The 15,395-nt window shown below is 64.5% G+C and carries 12 protein-coding genes; 7 read left to right on the top strand and 5 right to left on the bottom strand.

Features of this window, described 5'->3' with window-relative positions; genetic code table 11:
- Positions 1-7: 7 nt before the first annotated feature.
- A complete protein-coding gene (locus ACX80B_RS09570) occupies positions 8-1,213 on the top strand; it encodes an MFS transporter (RefSeq protein ID WP_459295449.1) in 1,206 nt (401 codons plus the stop codon).
- On the opposite strand, the gene ACX80B_RS09565 is transcribed toward ACX80B_RS09570, so the two are convergent.
- A complete protein-coding gene (locus ACX80B_RS09565) occupies positions 1,185-2,099 on the bottom strand; it encodes a phosphatase PAP2 family protein (protein WP_459295447.1) in 915 nt (304 codons plus the stop codon). The two genes, ACX80B_RS09570 and ACX80B_RS09565, sit on opposite strands and share 29 nt — an antisense overlap.
- Positions 2,100-2,815: 716 nt before the next feature.
- Here ACX80B_RS09565 and ACX80B_RS09560 point away from each other — a divergent pair.
- The 5 genes from ACX80B_RS09560 to ACX80B_RS09540 all read left to right on the top strand — a co-directional run bounded on the left by ACX80B_RS09560 (position 2,816) and on the right by ACX80B_RS09540 (position 10,369).
- Positions 2,816-4,192 carry an ATP-binding cassette domain-containing protein gene (locus tag ACX80B_RS09560; RefSeq protein WP_459295445.1) on the top strand — a complete coding sequence of 459 codons (1,377 nt, stop codon included), beginning with the start codon at positions 2,816-2,818 and terminating at the stop codon, positions 4,190-4,192.
- Positions 4,189-5,577: an LLM class flavin-dependent oxidoreductase gene (locus ACX80B_RS09555; RefSeq protein ID WP_459295443.1), complete on the top strand. Its 1,389-nt coding sequence runs from the start codon at positions 4,189-4,191 to the stop codon at positions 5,575-5,577. Before ACX80B_RS09560 ends, ACX80B_RS09555 begins: the two co-directional genes overlap by 4 nt.
- Positions 5,574-6,806: an acyl-CoA dehydrogenase family protein gene (locus ACX80B_RS09550; RefSeq protein ID WP_459295442.1), complete on the top strand. Its 1,233-nt coding sequence runs from the start codon at positions 5,574-5,576 to the stop codon at positions 6,804-6,806. The genes ACX80B_RS09555 and ACX80B_RS09550 overlap by 4 nt, the downstream gene beginning before the upstream one ends.
- A 261-nt stretch (positions 6,807-7,067) precedes the next feature.
- Complete coding sequence (locus ACX80B_RS09545) at positions 7,068-8,084, top strand: o-succinylbenzoate synthase (RefSeq protein WP_459295440.1); 1,017 nt, start codon at positions 7,068-7,070, stop codon at positions 8,082-8,084.
- Positions 8,085-8,299: 215 nt separating this feature from the next.
- Positions 8,300-10,369 (top strand): PhoX family protein, encoded by a 2,070-nt coding sequence (locus ACX80B_RS09540; protein WP_459295580.1) that lies wholly within the window; start codon positions 8,300-8,302, stop codon positions 10,367-10,369.
- Here the strand turns inward: ACX80B_RS09540 and ACX80B_RS09535 are convergent.
- Positions 10,366-10,911, bottom strand: a complete 546-nt coding sequence (locus ACX80B_RS09535; RefSeq protein WP_459295578.1) for a hypothetical protein — start codon at positions 10,909-10,911, stop codon at positions 10,366-10,368. The genes ACX80B_RS09540 and ACX80B_RS09535 overlap by 4 nt on opposite strands.
- A 161-nt stretch (positions 10,912-11,072) precedes the next feature.
- On the opposite strand from ACX80B_RS09535, the gene menD reads away from it, so the two are divergent.
- A complete protein-coding gene (gene menD, locus ACX80B_RS09530; protein ID WP_459295576.1) occupies positions 11,073-12,860 on the top strand; it encodes a 2-succinyl-5-enolpyruvyl-6-hydroxy-3-cyclohexene-1-carboxylic-acid synthase in 1,788 nt (595 codons plus the stop codon).
- 4 nt (positions 12,861-12,864) lie between these two features.
- Here the strand turns inward: menD and ACX80B_RS09525 are convergent, their stop codons facing one another.
- The 3 genes from ACX80B_RS09525 to ACX80B_RS09515 form a co-directional block, all read right to left on the bottom strand.
- Positions 12,865-13,629 carry an amino acid ABC transporter ATP-binding protein gene (locus ACX80B_RS09525; RefSeq protein WP_459295438.1) on the bottom strand — a complete coding sequence of 255 codons (765 nt, stop codon included), beginning with the start codon at positions 13,627-13,629 and terminating at the stop codon, positions 12,865-12,867.
- The gene (locus tag ACX80B_RS09520) at positions 13,626-14,414 is read right to left on the bottom strand and encodes an amino acid ABC transporter permease (RefSeq protein WP_459295436.1); all 789 of its coding nucleotides are present in this window, start codon (positions 14,412-14,414) and stop codon (positions 13,626-13,628) included. Before ACX80B_RS09520 ends, ACX80B_RS09525 begins: the two co-directional genes overlap by 4 nt.
- Positions 14,415-14,498: 84 nt before the next feature.
- A complete protein-coding gene (locus ACX80B_RS09515) occupies positions 14,499-15,296 on the bottom strand; it encodes a basic amino acid ABC transporter substrate-binding protein (protein ID WP_459295434.1) in 798 nt (265 codons plus the stop codon).
- Between the last annotated feature and the right edge of the window lie 99 nt (positions 15,297-15,395).

Here is a 15,395-nt window from a genome sequence, read left to right as displayed (position 1 = left end):
TAGGAAGGTGACTGCCGAGCCGTTCGAGTGGAGGAAACTCGCCGTACCGGTTTACGGACCGTCACTGCTGTTCGGGCTCGGCGAAGGCGCAATCCTTCCCGTCATCGCGCTCAGCGCCCGCAACCTTGGCGCCAGCGTGGCCATGGCCGCCCTCGTGGTCACCCTGATCGGCATCGGTTCGTTGCTGACCAATATCCCGGCGTCGCTGATCACCGCCAGGTTCGGCGAACGCTGGGCAATCGTGGGAGCTTCGGCCTGGTCGGTGCTCGCCATGATGGTCTGCATTACCGCTCCCGGACTGTATGTTTTCGCGGCCGGTATCCTCATGATTGGGATGGCCGCGGCCGTTTTTAATCTCGCCCGGCAGAGCTACCTGACGGAGTCCGTTCCGATGCAATTCCGGGCACGTGCACTGTCCACACTGGGCGGAACCATGCGGATCGGAGTCTTCGCCGGCCCGTTCGCCGGTGCCGCTGCCATCCACTTTGCAGGCCTCGACGGCGCGTACTGGGTTGGTGCGGGCGCGCTGCTGATTGCCGGCGCAGTAGCCGTCGGAATGCCCGATCTGCCGCGGCACGGAATTGCTGTAGCCGGAACCGTCCCTCCGACGATCCGGTCCATTTCCCGCTCGCACGCCCGCGTCTTCCTGACGGTGGGCATTGGTGTCGTCATGGTGGCGGCGGTGCGGTCTTCGCGCCCGGTCGTCATCCCCTTGTGGGCGGAGAACATCGGTCTCGAAGCGAGCACCACCGCGGTTATTTATGGGATTTCCGGCGCCGTCGACATGCTGCTGTTCTATCCGGCCGGCAAGGTGATGGACCAGAAAGGGCGGCTGTGGGTTTCCGTGCCCTGCATGCTGATTATGGGTCTGGCGCTGATCCTGGTGCCATTCACAATCGGGACCGCATCCCTGCTGCTGGCCGCCGTGCTGATCGGTTTCGGCAATGGCATTGGCTCCGGAATGATCATGACGCTCGGCGCCGATTATTCGCCGGCGGCAGGACGGACGAAGTTCCTCGGAGTCTGGCGGTTGATGGCCGATATCGGTTCCAGCGGGGGGCCGGCGCTGCTGTCCGGAGTGACCGCGTTGGCTACGCTGTCGGCCGGGATCTGGCTGGTCGGTGGCCTCGGGCTCGTCGGCGCGGTGATGCTGGGGTACTGGCTCCCGCGCACCGCCCCGCCAATCAGTGGCGGGTCCGCACCGCCCGGGTAAAGAGCAGGGTGCCCATCGCCGTCAGTAAATAGCCGGAGGAAATGATCATCGCCAATCCCGCCGCATAGAGCAGCGGCAGGCGTTCGGGATCGGCCGGCGTGGCCAGCGTCGGCGTGCTGACGAGGACGAACAGCGCGGCCAGAACGCCCGCGCAAAAGCCGAGCGCCGCCGTCGCTCCCGGCCAGATCCGGGAAGCCGCCCAATGTTCGCCGAGTCCGTACCAGACATTCCAGCTGGTGCCCGTGCGCAGGATGAACCAGCCGGCCACAGCGGTCCACGCGCCAACCACCAGGAAGGCGGCCACGACGTCGGAAGGCCGGTGCCACAAGTTGATCAACGTGGCGCCGCCGGCGATCACCGCATAGGTTCCGCCGACCGCTGCCACCAAGGGTCTCCACCGTGGTGATGACATCAGGAACAAGGCCGCGGCAGAGGAGGCAGCCAGCGTTGCGTGGCCGGATGGCAGTGAATTTTGCGCGAGCGTCTGCACTCCGAGATCCGGGCGCTGCAGGATGATGTCCTTGAGCAGCTGCGTCGTCAGGTTCGCGCCCACCATGGCCAGCGCGGCGACAGCCGCGGCGTACCAGCGTCTTCGCGCGATCGTGACCAGCAGGATGATAGGCCCGGCAATGACCACCGAGATCAGCGGCAGCAGGTCCAGGAAGTCCTGCAGTCCGGACGAAATCCCGGTCCGGGTCAGCTCCGCCTCGCGCAATGCGCCTTCATCGACAAGTTGGCCCACAACCGTGCGGACGAAAAGTATGTAGGTGGCGGCGACCCCGGCCGCGCAGAGCAGGGCCGCTGCAAAAAAAGGAAACGGGTTCGACGCCGTCGGCCGGCTCGTTTTACGCCCGGCACCACCGGGCCGGGAATGTCGCGTACTCATCACTCATAGCCTGCCACAAGAGCCTGTGGGTCGGCTGTTAGGCAGGATGGGCAAACGGTAGCATGAGCGAGGTCGAGTGGGGTGACGCCTACGGGAGTGGAACCAGCCACAGTTTTTCCGGCGGATCAGGAGCAGGAGAATCCGCCGCTGTATTACACTCCGTTGACGAATTCGTTTGTGCTCGTGGAAAGGCACCGGTCCTCTGGTGTGGAGGAAGGCGACCTGGAATGGGTTCTCACAGAAAGAAACCGTTGTTGGTCGTTACCAGGCGATAGAACCGCAACGACTGTAGGAGTTGTTCGTAAGCCGATCTTCTTGGGGTCGCTGGCCTAGCACAGCCCATAGCAACAGGAGACAATGAACGACGATGGCATTCACTCGAAATCCGAAGATTCATCCCGCGAAGCAAATGGGCCTGACGGTCGCTCTTGCCGTGTTTGCCGCTGCCCTTTGGGTCGGATGGTTTGCCTGGGACACTACCTATCAGCGGGATCGAGTCACCGGCGAACTGTCGGGGCCGTATGAGGTATGGCAGGGAATCGGTTGCTTCTTGTGCGCAGTCGTTGTCGTCGCGGCAGCCACCCGGCTGCTGCGAGCCGCAGTAGTAATAGCCGTAATGCCCTTGGCTTTTACCGCCGCATTCGCGCTGACCGTAGTTCCGTCCGACGAATCAGGACTGGCCGGCGTTGGAGTAATACTTATCGGACTAGGCACACTTGGACCCGCTGCGCACGATCGGGCAGGAAATCGAAGAAGCTCTGCGCGCCCATGGTGTCCGTTCCGCCGCAGAGCGGGCCGCCCGGACTGAAGCGGCGTTGTTCGAGGCCGGAATCGATGATCCACGGGTGCGGGTGCGGCAACGCTCTGGCGAACTCTCCGGCGGTTTGCGCCAGCGGGCGTTGATTGCCCAGGCCACGGTGCTTAACCCGGCGCTGGTGATCGCGGACGAACCGACGACGGCGCTCGATGCGACCGTTCAAGCGCAGATTCTGACCCTGTTGAAGTCCTTCAAGGAGAAGGGACGCGGGCTGATCATCATCTCGCACGACCTGGCAGTGGTGGCGGAACTCGCGGACGAGGTGGCGGTGATGAAGTCCGGGCGGATAGTGGAATCCGGACGCACCGCCGAAGTGCTGACCAATCCGCGGCACGAATACACGCAGGCGCTGCTCGATGCCATTCCGTCTCCGCGGAAGACGATCCGTTCAACTTCAACTGCGCCGGTCAAAACCGGGCAGCGGCCCAGCGGCCTTAACCCCAACGCGCCGGCGCTGCAGGCCACCGGACTGTTCAAGGGCTACCCGCAGCCGGGCGGGGGCAGCCGGCAGGTGGTCCGCGACGTGTCGTTCACACTGGAACGCGGCCGCACACTCGGAATCGTGGGCGAATCCGGCTCGGGTAAATCCACCACTGCACGGATCGCCCTCGGGTTGAGCAGGGCCGACGCCGGCACCGTGACCCTCGGCGGGCTGCAGTGGTCCGGCATTCCGGAGAAGGAGCGGCTCCCACACCGGCCGGATATCCAGCTGGTGAATCAGGATCCGCTCAGTTCCTTCGATCCGCGCTTTACAGTCGAACGCGTCCTGGCCGACGCCCTGCACGCCGGCGGAATCAGCACCCGCAGCGACCGGACCGGCCGGGCCGGCGCCTTGCTGGACCAGGTGGGTCTGCCCCGCGAGGTCCTTCGGCGCCGGCCGCTCACCCTCTCCGGGGGACAGCGGCAGCGGGTCGCGATCGCCCGGGCGCTGGCCACCGAACCGCAGGTGCTGCTGCTCGATGAACCGGTTTCGGCCCTCGACGTGTCCATCCAGGCACAGGTGTTGGACCTGCTCGAAGACCTGCAGCGCCGGCTTGGCCTGAGCTACCTGTTCATCAGCCACGACCTCGGCGTGATCCAACAGGTCAGCGACGAGGTGCTGGTGCTCAAAGACGGGCAGACCGTTGAGTACGGCGGCGCCCACGACATTTTCACCAATCCGCAGCACGAATACACGCAACAGCTGCTGGCCGCCGTGCCGGCACTGCCGCAGCGCGCAAACAAGACGACAGCTGGCAAGACAACAGCCGACAAGGCAACAGGAGGCCAAGCGTGAGCAGGGAAATCCATTTCAACGGGTTCGAGATGAACACCGTCAGCCATATCAACCATGGGCTGTGGGTCCATCCGGAAAACCGGCGGCATCACTACACCGACCTGGAGTACTGGACGGAAACGGCCCAGCTGCTTGAGCGCGGCTTGTTCGACGCGATCTTCCTGGCCGACGTCGTCGGAACTTACAACGTCTACCGCGGCAGCCGGGATCCCGCCGTCGAACGTGGTTTGCAGGTGCCCAACAACGACCCGTATCTGGTGGTTCCGGCGATGGCGGCGGCCACGAAACACCTCGGTTTCGCCGTCACGTATTCCACCACCTATGAACCGCCCTTTGGCAACGCCCGCCGGCTGTCCACGCTGGATCATCTGACCAAGGGCCGGCTGGCATGGAATGTGGTCACCGGTTACCTGCCCGACGCCGCCCGCAACTTTGGTCTGCCGGCGCATGTGAAGCACGACGACCGCTACGACCTGGCCGAGGAATTCCTGGATGTCTCGTACAAACTCTGGGAAGGGTCCTGGGACGATGACGCGGTAATCCGGGACCGTGGCCGCGGCGTCTATACCGACCCGGAGAAGGTCCACGAGATCGGCCATGAAGGCAAGTACTTCACCGTCGACGGGCCGCACCTGTCCGAACCGAGCCCGCAGCGGACCCCCGTGATCTACCAGGCGGGCACCTCCGAGCGGGGCAAGGCGTTCGCCTCTCAGCATGCGGAGGCTGTCTTTGTCGGCGGACGCAGCGTGCAGCGGGTGGCGGCCGGCGTTGCGGATCTGCGCGCACGGGCCGAGGCCGCCGGACGGGGACGTAACGCCATCAAGGCGCTCGCGTCGCTGAACATCGTCCTCGGCGAGACGGAGGCCGAGGTGAAGCGCAAGGTCGAGGAGGTGGTGCGGTTGCGCGACGTCGAGGGGCACCTGGTGCACTTTGGCGGCGGTTCCGGAATCGACATCGCCTCGCTGGAGACCGATGAGTACCTCAAATACGTGGGCCGCGACCACGGCCAGACCGCGGAGGCCGAATTCTCCACTGGGCCGAACCGGAAGCGCGCCCACGAGGTGGTCGACTCCATGTCCGACCCCCGCAATGATGAATTCTTCATCGCCGGCACCGCCGAACAAGTGGCGGACCGGATCGAGGAAATCGTCGAGGCGGCGGACCTGGATGGCTTCAACATCGTCCAGTTCCTCTCGCCCGGAACCTTTACCGACGTCGTCGAACAGCTGGTGCCGGAACTGCAGAAGCGGGGCAGATACCGGAAGGAATACCGCGAGTCCACGCTGCGGGAGCGGCTGTTCCCCGGCGCGGGTCCGCTGCTGCCGGCAACCCACCGCGGTGCCGGCTACCGTGGTGCTTTCAACCGGGTGGGAGTGTCGGCATGACGACGACGGTGAGCGCACAAGCCGGCACCGCACCGCCGACGGATGCGGAACTGGTGGCCAAGTACCGCCCGGTCTTTGAACGGATCGCTGCCGGCGCAGTCGAGCGCGAGCGGGAACGGAAATTGCCGGCCGAGCAGATCCGCTGGCTTGGCGATGCCGGGTTCGGCGCCATCCGGATTCCCCGCGAACTCGGGGGAGACGGTGCCACGCTGTGCCAGTTCTTCACTTTGCTGATTGAGCTCGCGGCCGCCGACTCCAACCTCCCGCAAGCGCTTCGTTCGCATTTTGCCTTCGTGGAGGACCGGTTGTACTCAGGCGGCAGCACGCGCAGCACTGCCTGGTTGCGCCGGATCGGCAAGGGCCAGCTGGTCGGCAACGCCTGGAGCGAGACAGGACCGGCGAAGGTCGGTGAAGTCGGCACGCGGATCGAGCCCGACGAGGAGGGCTGGCGTATCACCGGTAAGAAGTACTACACCACCGGGAGCCTTTTCGCCGACTGGATCCTCACCGGGGCTCGGGATTCCGAAGGCGTGGATGTCAATGCCTTGGTCGATACTTCCGCCCCTGGCGTGGACATCCGCGACGACTGGGACGGCTTCGGTCAGCGACTCACGGCCAGCGGCACCACCTTCTACGACAACGTTCCCGTCGCAGCGGAAAACGTCCTGCTCAGCGAGGACCGCGCTCCTTACATGACCGGGATCTTCCAACTGATCCACAACGCGACGCTTGCCGGAATCTGCAAGGCCATCGTGACGGAGACCGCTGCGCATGTCCGCAACCGCACCCGGGTCTACAGCCACGGGAACGGCGAACGGGCAAGTGTGGATGCGCAGATCCAGCAGGTGGTCGGGGAGTTGTCCGCCAATGCCTTCGCGGCCTCCGCGGCGACAATGGAGGTCGCGCGGCTGGCTCAGACGGCGTTCGAGCAGCGCCACACGGCCAGTCCGGATGTGCAGGAGGCGGCGATTACCGCCGTCGAACTTGGCTCCAGTCAGGCCCAGATCGTAGTGGGGGAATTGGCGCAGCGTTCCGGGTCGCGGCTCTTTGACGCCCTCGGCGCTTCCGCGACCAGGTCGCCGGTGCAGCTGGACCGGTTCTGGCGCAACGCCCGCACGCTGAGTTCGCATAATCCGGCGATCTACAAGGCACGGATACTCGGAGACTGGGAGATCAACGCCAATCTGCCCGAATTCGTCTGGCGGGCAGGGGAGGGCAAGGGGACCTGACAGGGGAGCGGCGCACTTAGCGCTTCCCGCCCTGAGTCCGCCCTCCCGCCCAGACCTCCGCTTCCCGCCCAGACCTCCAGCCCACTATGCGACCGCTTCCAGTGGGCAGGAACGGTTAGTGCCCAACCTTGCGCTAAACAGATTGGGCTAAGGGTAAAGGGGAGAGCCGGCAGGGGAGGGCATAGGGACGTACCAGGAGTGGCGCGGTGTCGGCGAACGCGGGCACCAACCGGCCTGGCGGTGTCTGCGTACAGTGAAGGTATGCAGACACCGTTCCCTTCCCTGGCCGAACTAACCGCGTCCGCACACGTCGTCAGCCTGCCCATGCGGGTGAAATTCCGGGGTGTCACGGAGCGCGAAACTCTGATCCTGCACGGCCCGGCGGGATGGGCGGAGTTCGGGCCGTTTCCGGAGTACGACGACGTCGAGGCCGCGCGTTGGTTGAGCGCCGCCATCGAGGCTGGCTGGCAAGGTTTCCCGGAACCGCTCCGGAACAGCGTGCCGGTTAACGCCACGGTGCCCGCTGTCGACGCTGAACGTGTGCCGGAGGTGCTGTCGGGTTTCGACGGCATCCCGGCCGTGAAGGTTAAAGTCGCCGAACGCGGGCAGGGACTGGCGGACGATATTGCCCGGGTGCGGGCGGTCCGCGAAGTCCTGCCGGAGGCCGCTGTCCGGGTTGACGCCAATGGTGGTTGGAGCGTGGAACAGGCACTTGAGGCTTTGCCCGCGCTCGCCGGATTCGGGCTCGAGTACGCCGAACAACCGGTGATGACCATAGATGGGCTGGGCCAGGTCCGGGCGGAACTGCGTCGTCGCGGTGTGCCGATGCTGATTGCTGCCGATGAAAGCGTCCGCAAGGAAACCGATCCGCTGCTGGTCAGCCGTTCCGGCGCCGCGGACGTCATCGTCGTCAAGGTCGCGCCCCTCGGCGGTGTGCGCCGCGCCCTGGACATCGTCGCATCAGCGGGGCTGCCGGCCGTGGTGAGCAGTGCGCTCGATTCATCGGTGGGCATCCGCGCCGGGATCGCCCTCGCCGCCGCCCTGCCCGAACTGCCGTATGCGTGCGGCCTCGGGACGGTTTCGCTGATGAACGGCGACGTCACGGGGAACTCGTTGAAGCCTGCAGGCGGGGCCCTGCAAGTGCGGGATGTAGCCGTCGAACCGGAACTCCTGCAGCGTTATGCCGCGTCTCCGGAGCGTGCCGACTGGTGGCTGCAACGCCTCCGGAGGGTGCACGAAGTGCTGAGCTGTTCGGCCCAGCGGGAAAAACCAGCTTGACTGGCTCATTCGCGAAACGTACCCTTGGGTTCCCCCGCCCGGCCGAACGAACCCGGCGTCTCCTGTTCGTCGAGTGCCGTTCAGTCCCTATTCATCCGGCGTCCGGTTCTGCGTTAGATTCCGCTGGCACCGTGAGGATCACAGCCCTCACGGAAGGATCTACATTGAGCACGTCCACTGACACCCCCACCGGCACCCGGCGTCCGCTTTTACCCATGCTTGGCCACACCCGCGGCAAGCGGAGCGCCGTTACCTGCGCCTTGAAATGCGATAACGCCTGTTCCAAGGCCGTGTGCAACGAGTCCGGTAATGAGTATTTCCGCGACATCGCCTCGGCTGCCTACTCCCGGCGGAATGTGCTCGGACTGGGTGCAGCCGGAGCTCTCGGTCTCGTGGCCGGCAACGCGACACTGGGTTCGCCCTCTGCGCAAGCGGCCCCCGGTGGCAAGGGAGCTGCGGGGGCGAACGGATCCGGTATGGCCGGCGCCGCGAACGGCCGTCTGCCCTTCATACCGATCGCGCCGGTGGATGCCAGTGTTGACGCCTTCACCGTTCCGGCCGGATACCAGTGGGAACCAATCCTGCGCTGGGGCGATCCGCTCTTCAACGATGCACCGGAGTTCGACGCGGGGAACCAGTCCGCCGCGGCCCAGGAACGCCAGTTTGGCTACAACAATGACTACCTCGAGATCCTGCGCACTCCCAACAGCAAGAAGGGTCTGCTGGTCTGCAACCATGAGTATGTCAACGCAAACCTCATGTTCCCGGCTGCCTCCTCGCCCGCGCAGGTCGCTGAGCGTCGTGCCATCGCCCGGGCGGCCCACGGCCTCTCGGTTGTCGAACTCGAGCGCGGGCATAAAGGTGACCCTTGGAAGTACATCCGTGGCGGCCGGCTGAACCGCCGGATCACCGTCGACACCGCGTTCACTTTCACCGGACCGGCGGCAGGTTCAGCCTTGCTGTGCACCATTGAGGACCCGCAGGGCCGCACGGTCCACGGGACGATCGGGAACTGCGCCGGCGGAACCACCCCGTGGGGAACGATCCTCTCCGGCGAGGAGAACTTCGACGGCTACTTCCGCAGCCCCGCCACCACCGAAGCGCAACGGCGCTACGGTTTCACCAACACCGCCACGAACAACGGCTGGGAGCTGGATGAACCACGCTGGGATGCGAACAATCCCGGCTATGAAAACGAGCAGAACCGCTTCGGCTACATCGTGGAGATCGACCCGCAGGATCCAACTTCCACACCGGTCAAGCACACTTCCCTGGGCCGGTTCAAGCATGAGGGCGCCAACGTCATCGTGGCGGACAACGGCCACGTCGTCGCCTATTCCGGCGATGACGAGCGGTTCGACTACCTCTACAAGTTCGTCTCGAAAAAGAAGTTCCGGAACGGGAGCGGCCCGAAACAACGCGAGCACAACAAGACCCTGCTGAGCGAAGGTGACCTCTACGTCGCCAAGTTCTCCGGCAACTCCGCTCCAGTAGAAATCGATGGTTCAGGCGAACTGCCCGACGACGGCGCGTTCGACGGTACGGGTCAGTGGCTGCCGCTGGTGGTTGGCGGAAAGTCGAAAATCGACGGTATGTCCATCGAAGAAGTCCTTGTGTTCACCCGGCTTGCGGCAGACAAGGCAGGGGCCACCAAAATGGACCGTTGCGAAGATGTCGAACCCAACCCCGCCACGGGCAAGGTCTATGTGGCCTGCACCAACAACACCAACCGTGGCAAGGACGGCTACGCCGGCGTGGATGAATCAAATCCACGGTCGATCAACCGCGACGGACATATCGTGGAAATCTCCGAACGCCGGGGCGACCAGACCGCCACCACGTTCACCTGGAATCTGCTGATGGTCTGTGGCGATCCCGCAACCAACGACTCCACCTACTTCAGTGGCTTCCCCGCCGACCAGGTTTCGCCGATTTCCTGCCCGGACAACGTGGCCTTCGATACAGCGGGAAACCTGTGGATCTCCACCGACGGCCAGCCCGGCACCATCGGTCTCAACGACGGACTGTTCAAAGTGGACCTGGAAGGCAGCAACCGTGGACGCGTCCAGCAGTTCCTTTCCGTGCCACGTGACGCCGAAACCTGCGGACCGATAATCCACGACGACGAATCAATGGTCTACGTCGCCGTGCAGCATCCGGGCGAGGACGGCTCCTTCGACGAGCCCAGGTCCTTGTTCCCGGACTACCTCCCGGCAGGCCAAAGGCCCGCGGAAGGTGAATTCCGCGGGCCCCGGCCTTCAGTGGTGCAGGTCTTCCCTGCCTAGCAGCAGTTGAGTCGTACGCGGGAAAGCAGGCTCTCCGGGCGCTGCAATTCGCCTTCCTTGGCGCCAAGAACGACGACGGCGCCGCTGAAGGCGGGCAGGGCCCACTGCAGCATCTTGAGCTGCTTCTGAGCGTCGGCGAGTTCCTTGGAAGCTCCCGGCCGGGGCTCGGTGGCACCCTCGCCGCCTTCGTTGGCGAGCTTGTCCACCTTCTTGCCCAGGGTCCAGGAGTAGTACGTCGCGCCCATGCCGGCCAGGGTCAGGGCGGCCTTCACGATGGTGGTTCCCGGTTCACCTCTCTCCGAGACCAAGCGGCCCTTGTTGTCGAGAATCAGGCCGACTCCGCCGACAGCGTGGACGGCAAAAGCCGCCGTCTGGACGGGCGCCCATTTCTTCCAGCCAAGACTGGAGAGGCGGGTCCTCTCCCGGCTGTCTTTTGCCTCGGCGGCGGCACCGTTGAGGCCGACCGCTCCCATCAGGGAACCGCCAAACCATGCGGCGGCGCTGAGGTCGTGCATTGAGCGGGTTAGCAAACTGGCCATGATTAAATACTCCTTGGTTCCATTGACGTCACGGATGCGGGGCGAACGCCCTGCTGCATCCAGTTTTGAACAACAATAAGTAAGCTTACTGTTTACCAGTTCCGCGGGCATAAGTCCAGCCGCGCGGCAGCATCGCCGGTCCGATCAGGCAAGATGGAACCGTGATGGATTCATTGGAAACCGCCGGACGCGCAGTCGCCGCCTTGTTGGACGGCGGAGTCCGCCACGTCGTCGTCGCCCCTGGTTCACGAAGTGCACCTCTGGCCTACGCGCTGGCCTCTGCGGAAGCTGATGGCACGGTACGGCTCCATGTCCGGATCGATGAACGTGACGCAGGTTTTACCGCCCTCGGTCTCGCCTTGGCGTCCGGGCGTCCGGCCGCCGTCGTCACCACTTCCGGCACCGCGGTGGGGAACCTGATGCCGGCCGTGATGGAAGCCAATCACAGCGCCGTCCCGCTCATTGTTGTCAGTGCCGACCGGCCCGAGGAGCTGCGCGGAACCGGAGCAAACCAGACTACGCGGCAGGCGGGATTGTTCGGCACCGCAGTGAGGTACGACGTCGACATCCCCGCAGGTGCCGACCCCGCCGGTTCCGTGGCCACCGGCATTGCGGCGGCTTTGGGCGCCGGGCCGAGCCGCCTTGCGGGTGTGCGCGGCCCGGTGCACTTGAACCTGGCCTTCCGTGATCCGCTCACCCCGGTCCTTGAAGCCGGTACTGCTGTGAAGCCAAGCCGGCAGTTCGGTACGGAGATCAGTGGCACCCGGGCCGGGCAGGACGAACCGGCTGCGCTGGATTTCGCGGACAGGCGGGAGGAAGTAGAGCAGCCGAACGTGTCCGGCGAACCCGGCCGGGCGGTGGAAGACCGGAATGGATCTGACAGAGTCACGCTGCGCACGCCGGAGTCCGAGCACCGCACGGTCGTCGTGGCGGGTGCCGGGGCAGGTGCCGGTGCCGAACTTTTTGCTTCCCTGCTGCGGCTGCCGCTGTTTGCTGATCCGACGTCGAACGCCAGGCACGGAGCGAACGCTGTCGGACCCTACCGGCTGCTGCTCGAGCACTTGGGGCAGGACATTGAGCGGGTGGTGCTCTTCGGCCGGCCCACACTTTCACGTCAGGTGGCGGCACTGCTCGCGCGCACCGACGTCGAGACGGTCTTCTATGAACCTGAACCGGTGGCCTGGTACGAAGCCGGGCGGCGCCGGGAACGACCTATATCCACCCGGGACGAACTTGCGGATTTTGCGGGCACCGGTCCCGCGGGCTGGCTGGCATCCTGGCAGGAGGCGGCGGGCCGGGCCGAGGCGGCGCTGGACTCGGTGCTCGCCCGCGAACCGGTGGTGACCGGATTGCAGGTCGCCCGGAGTCTGTGGGCGGATACGACCCGGCGCAATGCCCGGCTCGTGGTGGGATCCTCGAATCCGGTCCGCGACCTGGATTTGGCTGCCCGGCCGGCGGAACGGTCCTGGGCAGGAGTGTTTGCGAACCGGGGTATCGCCGGCATCGACGGGACCGTCGCCACCGCGTCGGGGATCGCCTTGGCCGAGCCGGAGCGGGAAACCCGGTTACTGCTCGGAGACCTGACCCTGCTGCACGATGTCGGTGGCCTGTTCCTGGGCAGCGGCGAAGCGTCCCCGAACCTGCAGATCATCGTCCTCAATGACGCAGGCGGGGGAATCTTCTCGCTCCTGGAGCATGGAAAGCTGGGGGAGTCGGAGCAATACCGGGACAGCGTTGAACGGCTCTTCGGCACGCCGCACACGGTGGACATATCAGCCCTGGCCCAGGCGTACGGCGTGCGATACCGCCTGGCCGGCACCGCCGTCGAACTGGAAGGCGCGCTCGCCGAGCGGATCCGTGGACGTTCCATCATCGAGGTCCGGACCGAACGTGGCGATCTCCGGAAGCTGCATCAGCGGATCAAGGACGCCGTCCAGGCTGCGCTAGCCTGACCCACTAGAGGACCTTGGAGAGGAACTCGATGGTCCGTTCGTTCTGGGGGTTCGTGAGGATATCCTTCGGCTTGCCCTGTTCGACGACGACACCGCCGTCCATGAACACGACCCGGTCGCCCACCTCGCGGGCGAAGCCCATCTCGTGGGTGACGACCATCATGGTCATGCCTTCGTCGGCCAGCTTGCGCATGACCTCGAGGACGTCGCCAACCAGTTCGGGGTCGAGGGCGCTGGTGGGCTCGTCGAACAGCATCATGTCCGGGTCCATGGACAGCGCACGGGCGATCGCCACACGCTGCTGCTGGCCACCGGAAAGCTGCGCCGGAAAGGCTTCTTCCCTGTCGGCGAGGCCAACTTTCGCAAGGTTGCGGCGGGCCACCTCGATGGCCTCTGTCTTGCCGCGTCTCTTCGCGCGTTGCTGAGCCAAAGTGAGGTTTTTCAGCACATTCAGGTGTGGGAACAGGTTGAACTGCTGGAACACGATGCCGATCTTGGTGCGGACTTTGTCCAGGTCCGTCTCCGGGTCTGTGATATCCACGCCTTCGACGACGATGGTTCCGCTGGTCGGTTCTTCGAGGCGGTTGACGCACCGCAGCAGGGTGGACTTGCCGGATCCGGACGGGCCGACAACACAGACCACTTCACCTTGGTCTACGTGGAAGTCAATGCCCTTCAGCACCTCGTTCTTGCCAAAGTACTTGTGCAGATCCTTCACCGCGATGGCGGGAACATCTTTGCGGTTGGTGTATTCGCTCACCTTGTTCACCGGCTCCTTTGGTTGTGTCGTTCAAGGCGTGCCACCAGCCGCGTCAGGGGCAGCGTAATGACCAGGTACAGCAGGGCGGCCATCACCAGCGGAGTGGAGTTGGCGTATTGGGAAACTCCGTCACGGGCGAACGTGGTCAGTTCGCGGTCACTGAGCGCCATACCGGCGATGAAAAGCAAGGAAGTGTCCTTGATGATGATAACCAGCTCGTTGGTCAACGGGGGAGTGATGATGCGGAATGCCTGGGGCAACACCACGGAAATCATGGTCCAGCTGGGTCGCATGCCCAGGGAACGGGCTGCCTCGACCTGCCCTTTCGGCACCGCTTCAATGCCGGCCCGGATGGTTTCGGCGATGTAGGCGGCGGAGACGATAATCAGGGCTATTAGTCCGGCACCGGTGCTGCCGCCCGGCGGGTCCCACTCTGTGAATGCGATCGGGACCGCGAAGGCAAACCCGAAGATCACCAGCAGTGCCGGCAGCCCGCGGAAGATCTCAATGTAGGCGGTAGCGACCCAACGGTAAGGGGCAACCGGAGACAGTTTCATCAGCGCCAGGAGCAGGCCAAGGAGCAAACCGCCGGTAAACGCAATCACGGTGTAGAGGACGGTGTTCTTGGCCGCAGTTGTGATGATGGCGGGGAACTGCTCGACCGCAACTTCAAGGTCGAAGAAGTTGGATGCGATGGTCTGCCAATCGGCGACGAGGACGACGGCTGCGACCGCGATGATGAAAATGGCGTACAACACGCCACGGAAGAGGCGTCTGCGGGTGGAGGGTTTCAAACGTTGGCCTTCCGGGGATTAGGAGCGGCAGTGAGGAGAGCGGCACGGTGCCGGCAGGCCAAGGACCCGCCGGCACCGTGAATACTACTGTTCGGTGAAGTACTTATCGTAAATCTTCTGATAAGTGCCGTTGTCCCGCAGCTCGGCGAGCTCCTTGTTGACGCCTTCCAGGAGAGCTTCGCTGCCCTCTTCCTGAACGGCGAAACCGTACTTCTCGTCCGTGTCGTATTCCTCGACGATGGTGTACGCCCCGTCCTGGGTGTGGCCAAGGTTGACCGGCAGGTCCTGCAGCACGGCGTCAACGCCGCCGGATGTCAGTGCAGGGAAGAGCTCGGCGTCGCTGGGGTAGGCCCGCACTTCCGCGCTCTCCGGAACGTTTTCCTCGGCATAGTTCTGGCCGGTGGTGCCTTGCTGCACACCGACGCTCTTGCCGGCCAAATCCTCGATGGACTTGATGTCCGAGTCCTTCGGGACCAGCAGGGACTGCAGTGAGTCATAATACGGCTCGGAGAAGTCCAGGTTCTCTTCACGCTCTTCGGTGATCGTCATGGCACTGGCGCCAATGTCGCAGGTGCCGGCGGCCAGAGCGGCACCACTCTGCAGACCTTCGAAGCCGATGTCCTTAATGGCGACCTCAAGGTCCATCCCGGAGGCGATCTCGCGGATCAGTTCCATATCGAAGCCGGTGTACTCGCCGCCTTCTTCGAACTCGAACGGCGGGTAGGGGATATCTGAACATACGGTCAGCGTTCCGGGCTGGATCAAAGCCAGCTCAGAGCCGCCATCTTCGGTGCTGCCGGCATCGTCGCCGCCACCACCGCCGCAAGCAGTAAGCGCCAGTGTGGACGCTGCGATCAAAATGAATGGGACACGTGCCCGCATGGGAGCTGCCTTTCATGGATGTTCACTGGGACGCGGATAAAGGGCAGGAGTGATGGCAACCTTTGTTGCCCTTTATGTCGCGGAATGACTTTACCACCT

It is taken from the genome of Arthrobacter monumenti (assembly GCF_054511255.1).
The sequence above is the reverse complement of the archived record's forward strand: the minus strand, read 5'-3'. Positions and strand labels throughout refer to the sequence as shown.

Excerpts from the sequence above, each read along its gene's own strand:
- ACX80B_RS09565 (WP_459295447.1), bottom strand. The coding sequence starts at position 2,099 with ATGAGTACGCGACATTCCCGGCCCGGTGGTGCCGGGCGTAAAACGAGC.
- ACX80B_RS09550 (WP_459295442.1), top strand. The coding sequence starts at position 5,574 with ATGACGACGACGGTGAGCGCACAAGCCGGCACCGCACCGCCGACGGAT.
- ACX80B_RS09545 (WP_459295440.1), top strand. The coding sequence starts at position 7,068 with ATGCAGACACCGTTCCCTTCCCTGGCCGAACTAACCGCGTCCGCACAC.
- ACX80B_RS09540 (WP_459295580.1), top strand. The coding sequence starts at position 8,300 with ATGCTTGGCCACACCCGCGGCAAGCGGAGCGCCGTTACCTGCGCCTTG.
- menD (WP_459295576.1), top strand. The coding sequence starts at position 11,073 with ATGGATTCATTGGAAACCGCCGGACGCGCAGTCGCCGCCTTGTTGGAC.
- ACX80B_RS09515 (WP_459295434.1), bottom strand. The coding sequence starts at position 15,296 with ATGCGGGCACGTGTCCCATTCATTTTGATCGCAGCGTCCACACTGGCG.